This is a genomic window from Paenibacillus sp. 481 (assembly GCF_021223605.1).
In the GTDB taxonomy this organism is placed as follows: Bacteria; Bacillota; Bacilli; order Paenibacillales; family Paenibacillaceae; genus Paenibacillus_B.
The window spans coordinates 2,705,972-2,722,162 of record NZ_CP075175.1 but is presented as its reverse complement, the minus strand read 5'-3'; the positions used below and the strand labels follow the sequence as shown (position 1 = coordinate 2,722,162).

The window sequence follows — 16,191 nt, the reverse complement described above, 5'->3', positions numbered from 1 at the left end:
AGCAAACAATGAAACTGTAAAAGCTGGAACCAGACTACAGTTTGGTCATAAAGGACAATCGTTAGGTCATGATATGGCGCAAAAAGGAGGAATATTCGTGGAAAATAAAACACATCGCGGAAATTACAAAGGCACGACAAATACCCATGCCAAAAATCAAGACATGGCGTTCGTAAACGATACGATCGAAAACGCGAAAACAGCAGTTCCTTTTCAACAGCAACACAAAAAGACGGATTAATTGTTCCGCCTCCATCAAAAGATATGAAATAAAGTTAAACATGGGCGCAGGGTATGAGCGTTTGCAGCAGCCATGCTCTGCCTCATGTTATTATGCGGGGCTATATACATGTTCCCATTCTAATTGTTCCGCATAAAGTTATCCTAAATGGTCAATTTCCAGCCTAATATCATGAATAAGGTGCTGGATACAATAGCGCTCAGCATTAGGTAGTTCAACTCCATGCTGAATACATAAATGTAGCACTCGCTTTAATCCAACCGTCATTTCAGTTGATGAATCTCCTTCTCCAAACAAAGACAGCAGCATACTGTCCGCCACCAGCATTGGCGCAGTCCAGTTCCATTGCAGCCACTCTTCATCCCATTGCACAATGGAACCACCGATTTCCCAAGTGACTTTGCGTGCACAGAGTTGGTGTGCTTGTATACTTTTTTCTAGCGTTTCACTCCAAAATGTGACTCGCTCCTCGACGCTAGTCTGCCTTAACGCGTAAACGGCTGCTTGCGCACAAATGGCCGCAGGCGCCCCGTCTCCCCACGGAAACAAAAGCCGGTCGGTTCTTGGTAATGCGCAGCCCTTACTTAAAGCTAGCCAATCATCAGTATGCATCGTTGCTCTCGTTTCGTCTGACGATACACACATACAAACGACACGCAGCGCTTCATAAATGGTATCCCCACAATGTTGTCCAAAGGCTATCGCAGGGCTAAATGGCTTGTTAAGTCTTTGACGACAATAGGATAAGGCAGTAAGCGCATTCCACCGCACACGATTACGATGAGACGAGTAGACGGCTCGTTGCAAGCCAGCTTCTATTCGTTCATCCTGCGATTGCAACATATGTAATAAATAAACGACTTGTATCGCCGTCGTTTCTTCATCTTCCAACAGTTCCAGCCATTCTGGGAGCCGCTGCAACAGCACTTGTTCCCAATGATGCGCAATGGCTGCCACTCGCTCGCGCTCCACGTTCTTGAAACATGAAGTCGTTTCAGCAGCAGGCTTTAATGGTGCCGTCCCAAATATGGGGGCGTCAAGTGCAGACGCACAACGGAGCAAATTTGCCATACCATTTAAAATAACAGCTTTCGCCACTGTCTTATACGGAACAGCAACGATATTCAGCAGTGTGTCTGCAAGTGAGAACGCTGCGTCTGATACGACGTCTTCATGACATAGTTGTTCGAACAGCTCAGTCGCCGCTTCCGCGGATTGTTCCACTGTACCGTTCTCCATAATACATAGTAAACCTGGCATATTGTCTTCTGAGCTGAATGAAAGTAATTGCCACTCTGCTCCATTCGCCATGCCCATCATTACGCCTCCAACTGTAACGCCAACGGATCGGCGTGGTTTTATTTTCCATTATAGCATGTCGAAACGTGAAGCTGGAACCTGTTTTTTTGCAATGGACGGAAGGACGTTTCTTTCATATATGCCAATCATTAATAAATCATACCTTTTTTGTACGATTTTTATGTTTCCTGTTTCAAACGCCATCATAGTGGTGAATATAAAATAGCATGACATTCTCCCCCTTTTAAGATACGACGGAACCCCCTTGCGTTAGTAGCGGACGCAAGGGGGTTCGCATTTTATTAGCGATGTCCTCGTATTACGGAAAGCCAAGCTAAAATGTCTTTCAAATAGTGGACACATTTCTCTATGGGAGATACACGACATCCTATGCAACAAATTCAATATGTAGTGTTCACGTTCAACTCAAACCCTACATACGGACTGCCTACTACACCAATTCGCGCTCTGAACAATCCCCCCTATTGTCCTCTTTTGTATAGACATTATGGCCGTTTGTCCTCTTATGGAGAACATTCAGCATCCCCATTATATTTGCCAACAACTAACGCGTTATAATTGCCGCCATAAGCAAATGAACTAATAAGAGCATGATCCACTTTAGCTTTACGCAACGATTCTGTTACAAAATCGACTTTGACGCTCCGCAGTGGTTCATTCAAATGCTGAATACCTGGAATGGCCGATTCGTTCATCGCGTACAAGGCTGTCAACAGGCCAATTCCGCCTGCTGTACCATGTGTTTCGCCGAACATCGACTTCGGCGCACTAACCGGAACATCGCCGCCAAATACCCGCTCCAATGCTTGGGCCTCGGCGTAATCAAACATGCGATGACCGTTGGCGGCCGCTGCAACGTAATCGATTTGTTCGGCAGACATGTTGGCGTCTGCCAGCGCTTTTTGAAACGCGGCCGACCATTCTTGTCCGCGTGGATTAACTCCTCCGATTGCCCGACAATCCGAGGTCATGCCGAAACCTTTGAGCTCCGCCACAATTCGCGCTCCGCGTGCAAGAGCTGCTGCTTCACTCTCTACGACGAAGCAGACACTGCCGCTCCCCAGCACAACGCCGTTCCGCTGCTCATCAAATGGACGCATCGTTGTCGGCGTTAAAAATCCCGACAAGCGCTGATGCCCAGCCAGCATCGGCTCATTAAATTCATCCGAGGAGACGACAAGTACCGTTTGGCACGAACCTGATTGAATCATCGCGTTAGCGTAGAAAAGCGCGTTGACGATAGAAACCCCACCAGCCGCAATTGTAGACGTTGGTCCTTTAATATTAAAATGGATACATATGTGGCCCGCGGCTGCATTCATTACAGTGTTTGGAAACAATTTGGCATTGGCCATCTTTGCGCCTTCTTGCAGCACAACCCGATTGAACGATTCGACCGTCTCGATCGGTCCTGATCCGGTAGCAAACAGAACTCCGATTTGCTCGCTGTTATGGCGAGTCACTGACAATTTCGCATCTTCCAGCGCCATCTTCGTGACAGCTGTCGCTTGCTTACTTAACGTATCCATTTTGCGCAGGAGACTCGGATTAATCATTTTACTGTAGCGGAGTTCAGGAATTTGTCCTGCCTCACGCTGAATGTAGCCACTTGTATCAAAGCTTGAGATCGGGCTTAACCCGCTTTGATGCTCGCGTAGCAAACTATAGATTTGCTCCAGGTTCGCGGCATTGCCAGCAATAGCACCAACTCCAGTGATAACTACTTTGTGGCGCTTTTTTGGAAAATGAGCTGACTCTTCTGCGTCTTGCACTTGAGCTTGCCCACGTGCTTGTTCATGTGCTTGTTCACGTGCTTGCTCATGTGCTTGTTCCTGAGTTACTTCGGGAACTTGCTCTTGAATCCGCACTTCACACTTCTTATGCTTACCGAACAACACAGTAGCATTGTTCCCGCCGAATGCGAATGAATTTGAAAGGATGACGTTCAAGTCGGCAGAACGGCCTGCGTTCGGAACAAAGTCGATATCGAACTTTTGACTCTGCACATCAAAATTGACCGTTGGCGGTATAAATGAGTTCTCAATCGCTAGTACAGATGCCACTGCTTCAGCTGCTCCAGCTGCGCCTAACATATGTCCAACCATTGATTTGGAAGACGATACGGGAATGCTCCCCGCAGTCATTAGCGCGCGCAACGCTTTCGGCTCCGAAGTATCGTTGGTCGGCGTTCCCGTGCCATGCCCGTTAATATAATCGACATCATGCTCGGACAACCCCGCCTTACGCAGTGCCCCTTTCATCGAGCGGAGCGCACCAGCACCACCCGGATCAGGTGCTGTTAAATGATAGGCATCCGCTGACAGCTCATAATCCAGCACTTCCGCAATAATGGTTGCTCCGCGTTGCAAAGCAACATCCATTCGCTCTAGCACTAGAATGGCCGCCCCCTCACCTAAGTTGAGGCCATCACTCTTGCTGTAAGGCGCACAGGCCGTTGGGCTTAAAGCTTGCAAGCTGTTGAATCCGCTATAGGATAAGCGAGTAAGCGGGTCTACGCCTCCTGCCAGCATCACATCCGCTGCGCCCATTCGGATCATGTCGCAGGCGTAGCCAATCGCGTTCGTTCCAGCTGCGCATGCATTGGAGATAACGCTGCGCGGGCCTTTCAGTCCTAAATCATGCGCGATATTATCGCACGGCGTATGAATCGGATACATGAATAGCAACTCTTCATCCGTTTGCTCCAAGCCGTCCCGAATCCATTGCTCATGAAACAATTCGCCACTGCGCATTCCACCGAGCGAAGTTCCTAGAACAATGCCTGTTCGATAAGAGTCAAAAGCTTTTAACTCTAACTGGGAATGCTTCACCGCTTCTCTAGCAGCAATGACCGCAAATTGCCCTGCACGGTCCATGCGCTTACATTCATCCTCATTAAAATAGTGCTCTGCCTTATAATCGCCAACCTCTCCTCCGACGGTGGCTGCAATGTGGGTCATATCTACTGCTCGAATCGGCTTTATGCCGCTATTACCAGCAACGATGTTACGCCAAAATTGTTCAACTGAATTGCCGTTGGCGCAAATAATTCCGATTCCCGTTACCGCAATTTGAGTGTGTTGGTTAGGCATACGGCCAGAGCCTCCTAAATCATTTTAATAGACCAAGATTTCGGGATGACATATGGAGATGATTGCGTTGTTAACCGTATGCGTTCACCTGTACGATCCAAAGCTTCTATTTGAATACCAGATACCGCAAAAGTCTGATCCACTAAAGCTAGCCCTAAGTACTTGTCCAAGATTGGGCTATATACAACCTGCACAATTGAACCTATCTTGATGTCTTCAATGATGACTGAATTTCCAACTTCGAGAGATAGTACGACCTCCGCACTGGCCTCCACTTCGGCCTCGTTCTCTGCCTTTGCCGTAAAGCCAACTAATCTCTGATTCACCGATTGCTGCAACGGCCCCATTAACGCATCGCGTCCGATATAATGCTCCTTCGGAAAGCTTACGAACCATTCCACGCAAGCTTCATACACCGAAATACTTCCGTCCACTTTGGCATTTGGCTGTCGCACCTCCAGCATGGCGATCTCCAAGGCTTCTGCACCGACAGGAGCCACTACATAACGTTCGTCTTCGCTCTGCTCATCGTCTTCGTCGCCGCTAAATTCCATAAGCTGCTCCCATAATGAGCAAGCCATTTCATGCGGGGCAACAACTTTATAGCCATACTCCCCCGTAAAACCGCTGCGAATAAATAGCATCTGTACCCCTTGAATGTCGGTCTCCACAAACGATTGGTACGGAAGCGAAGAAATTTCAAACGTGATGAGCGTCTGTGCCAGTTTCCAAGCATGCGGGCCCTCAAAGCCGATCAAGCTATGTGTCGATCCTAGATCTTCTAATTCGACGTTGTCTGCTCCTCCACAACGCTCGCGCAACCAAGCTGTGATCGTGTCTCGTTTCATGGCCGAAGTTTCGATAAGAAACGAATCCTCCAAACGATACAAGCTCACGAGATCAAGGATATCTCCCTTGTCATCTAGCATTAAAGTGAATACAACATGCTCCGTGTCGAGAAATTCAATATCTCTTGTCACAAGCTCACTTACAAAATCGACAGCGCCTTCCCCGCTAATTTTAAACAGGCCTGAGCCTGACAAATTGACAATGCCGATCCCTGTACGAATCGTGTTATACTCGGCACGAATATCTCCATAAGAAGCAACAACACCGTATCCACCATCATCGCGGAGCGTACCGCCACTAGCAAATTTTTCAGTTAAGGCCGATATGTTAAGCAGCTTATCCATGTTCATCACCTTTTTTTTATAAAATAATGTCTCTAGCTCGCGTGATTACGACTTCACTTACACTCGCTGCGATACACTCATCGTCCCCTCTGCCACAATATGCTTATCCACCATGGCACACACTTTAACTTGCGACAACGCGCCGACCGAACGGCCCAACTTTACTCTTAATTGCAACTGATCTCCCGGTGTAACCGGTTTCATGAATTTGAAATCTCGGATCGCCACTAAGTAACCAACACGTGAAGCCGCTTGCTCATCGATTACGAGCTCATCGTCACTCGTCGTTTGCATTTGCTGCATAGCTCCTGTGCAGTAAACAACAGCTGTCATCTGCGCCAGCGCCTCGACGATGAGTACACCTGGCATAATCGACTCAGTCGGAAAATGTCCCTCGAAGAACGGCTCGCTTATCGTTACATTTTTAATACCGACGCCGCTCACTCCTGGTTGAAGCTCTACAACGCGATCAAGTAACAAAAATGGCCATCTATGAGGAAGCAGCTTACGAATTTCATCCGCATTCAGCACGATTTTCAACCAAGATTCCTCCTTCTCTATGTCTGCGAGTGTGCCGTAATATAGTCCGCCAGCTTGTTAACTGAACCGAACACTTCCATGTTGTCATCAAAAATAGTAACTTCGAACTCGTCCTCAATGACGACAATTAACTCCAAAGCATCAATCGAATCCAGCCCTAAACCACGGCCGAACAACGGCTGATCATCCGTAATAAATGCTGGTTCCAACTCCATATCAAGCCGCTCTACGATAATGGCTTTTATTTTGTCCGTTAGCGCGCGCCGTTCCTCCGCTTGCAGCTTCGTTTCTTGATACGTTCTCATAATTCGCCTCCTGATTGATGTACTTGCTTAACCGTTCGTCATTCCTCCGTCTACTGTGTACACTTTCCCTGTAATATAGGAAGCGCGCTCAGAAGCTAGAAATGATACTAAATATGCAACCTCTTCTGGCCTACCGATCCGCTGCAACGGAATCATATTCACGTACTTATTGAGAATGGCTTTGTCTACTTTTTTCGTCATATCCGTATCAATAAAACCCGGGGCAACGACGTTTGCCCGTATATGATAGGGCGCTGCCTCCAATGCGAGGCTACGCGTAAATGCAATCATGCCGCCCTTAGATGCTGCATAGTTGGTCTGACCAGGCGTACCTGTAATTCCACTGGTAGAAGCTACATTAATAATGGCGCCCGCCTGCTGCTTAATCATGACTTTCATCGCCTCGCGGCAGCACAGAAAAGTTCCGCGCAAATTGACTTGCATCACTTCATCCCATTTGGCTTCGCTCATCGCGGCCACATAACCGTCATTCGTAATGCCTGCGTTATTCACCAAAATATGAAGCTGTCCGTATTCATTTTTAATTTTTTTGAACAACTGCTTGACCTCAACCTCATCAGCCACGTTCGCTTTCCATGCGACCGCTGTGCCACCTGCAGCGGTAATTTCGGCGACTGCCTCTTGAGCTGCGCGTTCATTGCGTACGTAAGTCAGCACAACAGTTGCCCCATTAGCGGCTAAATCATAAGCAACGGCGCGACCAATCCCTTTGGAGCCACCCGTAACAAGTGCAATTTCTCCGTTCTTAAACAATGGCAGCCCTTCCTTCGTGTTCAAGGTTGCGGTATACCCGCTCGGTTCGCAGTAGCTTCTCCAACGTCATCGGCGTATCCACAGCAGCCGTCTGCCAATCATAGCCGATGGCACGCATCATTCCGATTAGGGTGCTACTTGCACCGACTTCGATGACTTGGCTGACACCCAAATCATGCAGCGTGTTCATGGACTGATCCCACAAGACAGGCTGGGTACACTGATCTCGGATATCGTTCACAATTTCATTCATACATGTAACCGCTTTCGCATTACCGTTCAAAACAAGCGGGATGGATGCATCGTTAAAGTGTAGCTCTTTCACATAAGTCATTAACTCTGCTTCCATTTCGGCCATCAGTCGAGAATGAAAGGCATGACTAACCGCGAGCGGCTTCGTTCTCACCCCAGCTTGATTGTTCAAATACTCAACAATACGCTGAATATTATCCACTGCGCCCGAAACAACCATTTGGCTCGGCGTGTTATAGCTAGCCACATCCACTTCCATCTCGTGGATGGTCTCGATAAGCGCCGCACGTTGTTCTGGCTTGGACATAACGACTGCGGCCATACCGCCTTTTTGCGCTACCGCAGCCATACACAAGCCACGCTTTCGCACGAGGCGAACCGCTTCTGCAAATGGTAGCACCCCTGCGGCGACTAAGGCCGAGAACTGGCCCACGCTGTGACCGGCTACAACGGAAGGCGCGATTCCTTCGTTCATTAACAGCCGGTATATGCCAACGCTGACCGTTACGATCGCAGGCTGGGCATATTCGGTCTTCGTTAGCTCACGCTCTGGCCCTTCAAAGCAAACCTGTTTCAAATTGAAACCCAAAGCGTCACTTGCCTCCGTAAAAGTATCTTCAAACGCCGCCCCGTATTTTCGACAAAATCCTTTTCCCATCCCTACAAACTGCGAACCTTGGCCTGGAAATAAGAATGCTGTCTTCATGCATTTGCCTCCCAATACTTCGTAATCCGCTCACGAAAAGGCTCTGGCAATTTAAAAACCGTTTGTCCATCTGGCGTCATCAGCGTATGCGTTGATCTTCCTTCAGCTAATAGCTGTCTACCATGCTTGCTATAAATTTGATACGTAAATTCGAGCATCGACTTTGTCGGTATATGCAACATTGTTTCCACGACTACGGTGTGGCCGAATCGGGCCGGAGCATAATACTTGCACTGAATGTCTATCACCGGGTATACGAACTTCCTGCTTTTGAAAAAAGCGTACCCTCCAACGACGCGAGAAGCTTCCACGCGCCCCATTTCAAACCAAACTAAATACGTACAATGGTGCACAATGCCCATTGGATCACATTCGATGTAACGTACAGGGATTTCAAGCGCGACTGGTTTGCTAATAAGAATCACCCCATCTATGAAGTTTAGTTAGTGTTTGAACTACTTGTCGGATAATTAGGTTTACTGTTCTTGTTGTGAGTCGTGATGAGTGGCATGATGTGAGTTCATGATGCTGTGTAATTGCGGAAGAACGTGCTGTGAAAAAAATGAAAAATAAATGCGGAAATATAGTTCTTAATACCTATTCACTCACTCGGAATTGTTACTTTTTTCCTCCTTTGAACTCATATATTCGTCAGAATCGACTATTTTCCTCTTTTACATTTACAAAAACTTAATATTTTTTCGACAATAAAATCGAAAAAGGCCTTCGCAGTATCCTACACTCTGCGAAGGCCTTGTCTAGTAATTATATTTTTATATGCAAAGATCCTGTCAAAGCGCTACAGGTTCCGATGTTCGCTCTAAGGGAATGTTGCGATTTCGTTCACTTTCGACTTTGCGGATGATGACTTCACCTGTAAGCTCGTTCCATTCCATATCGAATGTATCTCCATAGTCTGCGTTCAGTTTTGCTAAAATATCTTTTGTAAAAATAACGCCAAAGCTGTTTCCGATTCGCATTAGCTTACGTCTCAATGTAATCACCTCCTTTGCTTCACGATCATCACCCACGGATAATTACCCTAATCTGAGTGAGTGAAACAGTTCATTCCAAAAAAGTTATAAAAAAACCGCTCCCCGAAGGAACGGCTTTTTTATACTTGTTATGGATGCAGGTGCTTACACAAGACCGATCGATGACAAGAAAATAAAAAGAATCAAGATTGGGGCTACCACTCGCATAGAGAAGCGCCACCACTTCATCCATGTTGGCGAAAGTCCCGTCTCTTCACCGGAGCCTTTCCACACATAGCCAACCAATATCGTTACAAGCAAACCGACTAGCGGCAGCATGATGTTCTGCGTAATATAGTCCATCCAATCGAAGAACGTCCTGCCTCCCCATGTGTACCCACTAAGAACACCACCTGCCGACAACGTACACGGTAAGGCGATAGCGTACATCGCGATCATGATCCAGATGGTAGCCTTGCTACGGCTCATCTTAAACCGACGCATCATGTAAGCAACAGGCACTTCTGTCAATGCCAGACAAGAAGTTACTGCCGCGATGGCGAGCAAAATAAAGAACAGGCCACCGAATAAATTGCCGTATGGCATGGATTCAAAGGCTGCGGGCAAAGCAACAAACACTAAGCCTGGTCCAGAACCTGGTTCAATCCCAAACGTAAACGTCGTTGGGAAAATAATTAGACCCGCGATTAATGCATAAATCAAGTCCCCAGCCCCTACTGCTAATGTAGCAGCCGGCAGTGATTGATTCTTGTCCACATATGCGCCATATGTAAGCATAGCCCCCATACCTAAAGACAAGGAGAAGAAGGCTAGTCCAAGCGCAAGCAACGCCGATTCAAACGTGATTTGTGAAAAGTCAGGGTAAAGGAAGTATCTAACTCCTTCTGCTGCACCGTCCAACGTTAGCGTACGTGCTAGCATAATTAGCAATATGACAAGCAAGCCAGGAATAACGATTTTATTGAACTTCTCAATTCCACTCGAAATACCACGCGCTATAACGAATCCTGTCATGACCATGACAACGATTTGCCAAATGATCGGGGACGTACTGGCGGTAAATGCGGTAAACTGACCCGCGTAGTCGCCATTGCTAAACAAATTACCTGATAAAGATTGAACAGCATAATGCAGCGTCCAGCCTGCAATTGTACTGTAAAAAGTCATAATTAAAAAGGCAGCAAGGATACCAATAAAGCCTAGCCATCCCCACCATTTTGAGCCGCCTAGCTTCTTAAAAGATGTATACGCATCACCGCGTCCTGCGCGACCGATAGCCAACTCTCCAAGTAAAACGGGCAAACCAACAATAATTAGACATAGTACGAACAACAGGAAGAAGGCTCCCCCACCGTTCTGGCCTGTTACATACGGAAACTTCCACATGTTTCCGAGACCCACTGAACTTCCGATAGCAGCTAATATGAATCCCGTAGAGCTAAATTGCTCTGTCTTGCCGGAGTTCTGCTGCTCCAAAGACTTTTTCCCTTTTGCCATGGCTCTCCTTGCCACTCCTCATTGTGTATGTAGATTCTGATTGCATGTTGTCAGCATTTTGCACAATTCAATATGTATCGCTCCATAGTGCCATATATGGACGAATACGTTCATTTCGATCCATATATCGATAATTTGAAGCCGCTAAGTGGATTTATGCAAAACGCTCGTATGTATATATCATGCAATTCCGGTTGCAAATATAAACTGCATTATATGCAAAACCGCGCTAAAGCGCTAAGGTAATATTTCACAAACACATTGCAAGCGCATACTGTCCATAAGCGGCTATCATTGCACCTAGTATGTCCAACTATGACGGACATCATCGAACTTTAACGGATCTCGTAGAACTGCATTAGAACTTGTATTAGAACTTCATTAGATGTCATTAGACTTCAGACTTCATTAGATTTCATTAGATTTCATTAAACTTCATTGAAAATAAAAAAAAGAAGATGGCCAATACGCCATCTTCTTTCTCTACATTCGTTCCTATTTAGCTGTCCGTTTTCTTATCAATATGGAACCGCGCAACTCTGTCTTGTAAGCTAGTTGCCATTTCGTAAAGCTGATCCATCGTCTGCGAAATGCTGTCCATAGATACTAACTGTTCCTTCGCCACCGTTGAAACGTTCTCTACTTGCCGCGAAGAATGGTCAGCAATATTCGCCATTTCTCCCATCGAAGCTGCTACTTGTTCGGAACATGCACTCATTTCCTCAGTCGATGCCGACACTTCTTCCATCTGCGCGACAACTTCATGTACGCGCTCATTAATGCCTTTGAATGTGTGCCCCGCTTGCTCCACCGCCAGCTTACCTTCATCTGTACGCTGTCGCACTTCACCCATCGATTGCACGACAGCATTCGTATCGATCTGAATCGATTGAATAAGCTGCTGAATATGGTGCACTGATTCGGTAGACTGCTCCGACAATTTGCGTACTTCTGTCGCTACGACGCTAAAGCCGCGCCCATGCTCGCCTGCTCGAGCAGCCTCAATTGAGGCGTTAAGGGCGAGCAAGTTCGTTTGCGATGCAATATCCCGAATCGCATTGACGATGTTACCAATGCGGTCGGAATGCTCATGCAACAACTGTACACGCTGAGAGGTCTGGTGCACAGAGTCTGTAATGCGCTCCATCTCTTGAATAACGTTGGCCATCGCGACGTTACCTTCCTCGGTCATCGCGCCTGCTTGTCCCGCTATTTCTGCTACAGAAGTAGCGGTTTGCACAATATCTTGAATGCCACGCGACATTTCTTCCATCGCTCGGCCTGTTTCGTCTGTCGCTTGCTTCTGCATTTTTGAACCTTCAGATACTTCGTTCATAACACCAACCGTTTGTTCCGAAGACTGGTGTGATTTTACCGTGAACTCCACCACGTCAGCTGTTCCGTTTAATATTTGGTTAGAGCTTGTCTGAATATGGGCAATAAGCTCGCGCAAGCCCACAACCATCGCATTGAAATTGCGTGCAAGCTGTCCGACATCACTCTTCGACTCGTCACTACTCTGTACCGTCAAATCTCCCTGCTCCGCTCGCTCCATCAGCGCCATCATTCGGCGCAGTGGCTGTCGTATCGCATACATAATAAAGCCTGCAATGACCATACAAATGACGGATACAATGACGATGGTCAGGATAGATACGACTTGACCTCTTTCGCCATCCTTGACCATTTGTTGATAAATCGTTTCAGCAGCTTGCAAGTTGATTTCTTCCAACTGCACCATCACTTCAAAAGCAGCTTTCTCCGCAGCCTCTCCTCGCTCAGCATACAATTGCTGTGCCTCGGTGAATTTACCTTCTACGGATAGTTGCTCCAGCTTCACTCGTATTTGGCGATACTGGTCCAGTTTTTCATATAAATCCTTTGCGAGTTCTTCATCGCTTCCTGATTCAGCATGATCTTTGCCTTCACCGATTGATGCTGCTTTAAACTCTAAATAATAGCTATTTACGGCATTCATATGTTTTTGTAAATTCGCTTGATGCTTTTTCGCCCGCTCTATGCTCGGCACATCAATCATCGTTTCAAGCCCGATTGTTCCACGCTTATAAGATACCATCATTTTTTCAATCCACACGACGGACATCATATGATGGGTGTAAATTTCTTCAACATCGTCCATCGTCTTGTTTAAATGCACGAATGACGACAAGCCTAGTGATACAAATCCAACAACCATAACAACTAGTAGAGTCATAAACTTTTTTGCAATCGACATATTGCGGATTATGGATTGAATGGCTTTCATGTTCTACACCTCTTCCTCACGTAACTGTATATGTATTTGGCTGGAAAATTGGAACACCCTCTAATTAGGTATATGGAACCATTATAACCATTCCTCCACTAAGTATATAGACCCATCAGCAAACTGATTTTATACATATTCATATTTATATTAATCATAATGTTTGGTAATTGAAAGCCCTTTACAGCATTTTTAAAAGGTTTATTAAAATGGATACCAAAACGTTCCGAAGCCTTGGATACGTATGTAAATCGCTATAAGCAGCATGATTAGGCTGATTGCGGCTACTGCACTATCGATGCTACGCCACACCGTCGCTGAATACCAGCTACGCAGCGGATGCTTGCCGAACCCGCGCAAATCCATCGCATTCGACACTTGCTCAATACGTTGTAAAGAAGATTGCACCAGTGGAATGGCAATCCATGCAACGTGCTTCAGTCGTTGGCTGATTGTCCCTTCGCCTTTGCCAAAGCCGACGCCTCTAGCCTGTAACGCATGCAAAATGTGACGAAACTCGGCCTGCAACTCTGGCAAGTAGCGAAAGGCAATATTAAAAGCATAGGCAATCTTATACGGCACCCCGATGCGATTTAAGCTGCTTGCAAAGCGTGTCGGGTGTGTCGTAAAAATAAACAGCACCGTAATCGGCATAAGCGACATGTATTTCATCGATAACGTCAGCACGTAAAATACCGTTTCCAGCGTCAGCACATTGTAGCCTAAATGAAGCAGCACGGTTGTCGACCCCGCTATTTCACTCCCATATGTCGGTGTAATCCACATGTTAAGCAGCGAGTTAAAGACGTTAAAGCCAATCATCAGCCAAATGAGAAACCGGACACGTCTAACAGGAAGACGCGCAGAGGATAACAACAGCAAACCGACGACAAATAGCCCTATAAAAATACGTATGTCCTGAAATAGAAACACGATGACGGTCCAAGCCGCCAGCAGAAGCATTTTAGCTGCTCCATCCATCCGATGGAACAGCGTGTCACGTGCGATGTATAGCGTCATTTGACTCATCGTTCGCCACCTAATTGTACCCGCAGCAGCCTTTCTTGCCTCAAAAAGTGGCGTACAAATTCAGTCGGGTCAGCCACACCTGTCTGGCGCGCTAACGCGCTCAGGGACGTTTCGTTCAAATTGGCACGGGCCATAGTGGTCGTATCCGTCAGCACTTGTACCGTGTCCCCTACTGCAATTAGCTCCCCATTGCACAGCACAGCTGCTCGTTCCGTATATTCAAGCGCTACATGCATATCGTGGGTAATAAATAAAAATGAAATCCCGCTGTCCGCCAGCTTCGTAATGAAGCGCATAAAATCAGTGTAGTGCCTGTAATCTTGCCCTGCTGTCGGTTCATCCAAGACGATAAGCGACGGTCTCATCACGAGTATAGAGGCAATCGTAACTCGTTTCTTCTGTCCGTAACTTAGTGCGGAAATCGGCCACGTACGATACCCGCTTAAGCCGCATATTTGCAGCGTTGCTTCCACGTTGCACCGTATCTCTTCTTCAGGCAATCCTTGCATACGCAAGCCGAGTGCGACTTCATCGGCGATCATATGCTGGGTAACCATATGATTCGGATTTTGCATGACGTAGCCGATATGTTGCGCGCGACGGCGTATCGACCAGTCGTTGATACGCTCTCCATGCAGCCGTATGTCACCTGCTGTCGGCTTGGCGATGCCTGTAAGCAGACGGCATAGGGTTGACTTACCGGCACCATTGTTGCCGAGAAGCGCCATTCGCTCGCCCTGCCTGATGGCAAGCGAAACGTCACGCAACACTTGATGTTCGCCGTCATATGTAAATTGTACATTGGTCAATTTAATTAGAGGCTCATGCGTGACGGATGACTTGCTCACTTTATGAGGGGCTTTCACGTCATGTGAAGCAATCATTCCTCGTGAGCCATTCACCTCATGTGAAGTATTCATCTCACTTCCGACATTCACGTCATGTGAAGCATACATCCCATACGAGACATTCACCTCACGAGAGCTATCCGCCTCATTCCGTACAGCAAGGTCATGTCTCGTCGGTGAAGTCGACCATGTCGACATTGTCGACACCGTCGCCTCCGCCATCGACGCGTCTAGCCATTGCGCTAGCTTCTGCCGCACACGCGGTGAAGCCGCCACCGCGTCGAGTGACGCAGGCCGCTCGTCGGCGCGTAACACACATCCTGCACGCTTGAGCGCTACCGCATACAGCGGCTCGCGCAAGCCGTGCACACCTAGCACACCAGACGCCACAATCTCGTCTGGCGCCCCCACTGCAACAATACGTCCTTCCGCCATCAAGATAATCCGATCGAACGGCTGTGCAAGCATATCCTCCAACCGATGTTCAATCATAATCGTAGTCTTATTCGTTTGGCGATGAATTCGATCAATCAACGCCATAGCCCGCTTCGCACTTACGGGGTCCAAGTTAGCGAGCGGCTCATCAAAGAGCAGCACCTCAACATCCATCGACAAAATGCCCGCCAGTGACACGCGCTGCTTCTGCCCGCCAGATAACTCATGCGGGCTGCACGCCTCAAAGGGCAGCATGTCCACAATGTCGAGTGCCGCTTCTACCTTAGGCTTCATTTCGGCCTGCGGCATGCCCTCATTTTCAAATGCAAATGCAACATCCTCACCGACCGACAACCCAATAAATTGACCGTCTTGATCTTGCAAAATCGTGCCCACCGTGCAACTAATTTCCGCTATGTTCATCTCGGCGGGGCATTTGCCCTGAAGCGAATAGCTGCCAGTAATCATGCCGCTGTATGTAAATGGAATAAGCCCATTAATACAATGGGCCAAAGTCGACTTGCCGGAGCCACTCGGCCCGACAACGCCTATTTTTTCTCCTGGATAAATGTCTAGCGTAATATGTTGCAGCGTCGGCTCCGACAAGCTCCGATACTGAAAGCTGAAGTCGCGAAATGAGATAAGCGGTGTTCGAATTGTTTCCCCTTGTGGCATTTGGAGTATTTGTTCCATTGGCA

At 47.3% G+C, this 16,191-nt stretch carries 14 protein-coding genes; 1 reads left to right on the top strand and 13 read right to left on the bottom strand.

The window, feature by feature from the left end; all coding sequences use genetic code 11:
• Positions 1-97: 97 nt before the first annotated feature.
• A complete protein-coding gene (locus tag KIK04_RS11935) occupies positions 98-241 on the top strand; it encodes a hypothetical protein (RefSeq protein ID WP_232278437.1) in 144 nt (47 codons plus the stop codon).
• A gap of 138 nt (positions 242-379) precedes the next feature.
• Here KIK04_RS11935 and KIK04_RS11930 read toward each other — a convergent pair whose 3' ends face one another.
• The 13 genes from KIK04_RS11930 to KIK04_RS11870 all read right to left on the bottom strand — a co-directional run bounded on the left by KIK04_RS11930 (position 380) and on the right by KIK04_RS11870 (position 16,168).
• Complete coding sequence (locus KIK04_RS11930; RefSeq protein WP_232278436.1) at positions 380-1,561, bottom strand: hypothetical protein; 1,182 nt, start codon at positions 1,559-1,561, stop codon at positions 380-382.
• 503 nt (positions 1,562-2,064) lie between these two features.
• Entirely contained in the window at positions 2,065-4,653 is a 2,589-nt protein-coding gene (locus KIK04_RS11925) for a beta-ketoacyl-[acyl-carrier-protein] synthase family protein (protein ID WP_232278435.1), read from the bottom strand.
• Between the two features lie 14 nt (positions 4,654-4,667).
• On the bottom strand, positions 4,668-5,846 hold the full coding sequence (locus KIK04_RS11920) for an aminomethyltransferase family protein (RefSeq protein ID WP_232278434.1): 1,179 nt from the start codon (positions 5,844-5,846) through the stop codon (positions 4,668-4,670).
• Between the two features lie 57 nt (positions 5,847-5,903).
• Positions 5,904-6,386, bottom strand: coding sequence for a 3-hydroxyacyl-ACP dehydratase FabZ (gene fabZ / locus KIK04_RS11915; protein WP_442951153.1), 483 nt, complete (start codon positions 6,384-6,386; stop codon positions 5,904-5,906).
• A gap of 17 nt (positions 6,387-6,403) precedes the next feature.
• A complete protein-coding gene (locus KIK04_RS11910; protein WP_232278433.1) occupies positions 6,404-6,691 on the bottom strand; it encodes a phosphopantetheine-binding protein in 288 nt (95 codons plus the stop codon).
• Positions 6,692-6,718: 27 nt separating this feature from the next.
• Positions 6,719-7,489 (bottom strand): 3-oxoacyl-[acyl-carrier-protein] reductase, encoded by a 771-nt coding sequence (fabG, locus tag KIK04_RS11905; protein WP_232278432.1) that lies wholly within the window; start codon positions 7,487-7,489, stop codon positions 6,719-6,721.
• Positions 7,458-8,423 carry an ACP S-malonyltransferase gene (gene fabD / locus KIK04_RS11900; protein ID WP_232278431.1) on the bottom strand — a complete coding sequence of 322 codons (966 nt, stop codon included), beginning with the start codon at positions 8,421-8,423 and terminating at the stop codon, positions 7,458-7,460. Before fabD ends, fabG begins: the two co-directional genes overlap by 32 nt.
• Positions 8,420-8,848 (bottom strand): acyl-CoA thioesterase, encoded by a 429-nt coding sequence (locus KIK04_RS11895; protein ID WP_232278430.1) that lies wholly within the window; start codon positions 8,846-8,848, stop codon positions 8,420-8,422. Before KIK04_RS11895 ends, fabD begins: the two co-directional genes overlap by 4 nt.
• A gap of 366 nt (positions 8,849-9,214) precedes the next feature.
• The gene (locus KIK04_RS11890; protein ID WP_232278429.1) at positions 9,215-9,418 is read right to left on the bottom strand and encodes an AbrB/MazE/SpoVT family DNA-binding domain-containing protein; all 204 of its coding nucleotides are present in this window, start codon (positions 9,416-9,418) and stop codon (positions 9,215-9,217) included.
• 144 nt (positions 9,419-9,562) lie between these two features.
• Positions 9,563-10,915 (bottom strand): sodium-dependent transporter, encoded by a 1,353-nt coding sequence (locus KIK04_RS11885; protein ID WP_232278428.1) that lies wholly within the window; start codon positions 10,913-10,915, stop codon positions 9,563-9,565.
• Positions 10,916-11,414: 499 nt separating this feature from the next.
• On the bottom strand, positions 11,415-13,181 hold the full coding sequence (locus KIK04_RS11880; protein WP_232278427.1) for a methyl-accepting chemotaxis protein: 1,767 nt from the start codon (positions 13,179-13,181) through the stop codon (positions 11,415-11,417).
• A gap of 204 nt (positions 13,182-13,385) precedes the next feature.
• A complete protein-coding gene (locus KIK04_RS11875) occupies positions 13,386-14,210 on the bottom strand; it encodes an energy-coupling factor transporter transmembrane component T family protein (RefSeq protein WP_232278426.1) in 825 nt (274 codons plus the stop codon).
• Positions 14,207-16,168, bottom strand: a complete 1,962-nt coding sequence (locus KIK04_RS11870; protein WP_232278705.1) for an ABC transporter ATP-binding protein — start codon at positions 16,166-16,168, stop codon at positions 14,207-14,209. Before KIK04_RS11870 ends, KIK04_RS11875 begins: the two co-directional genes overlap by 4 nt.
• Positions 16,169-16,191: the final 23 nt, after the last annotated feature.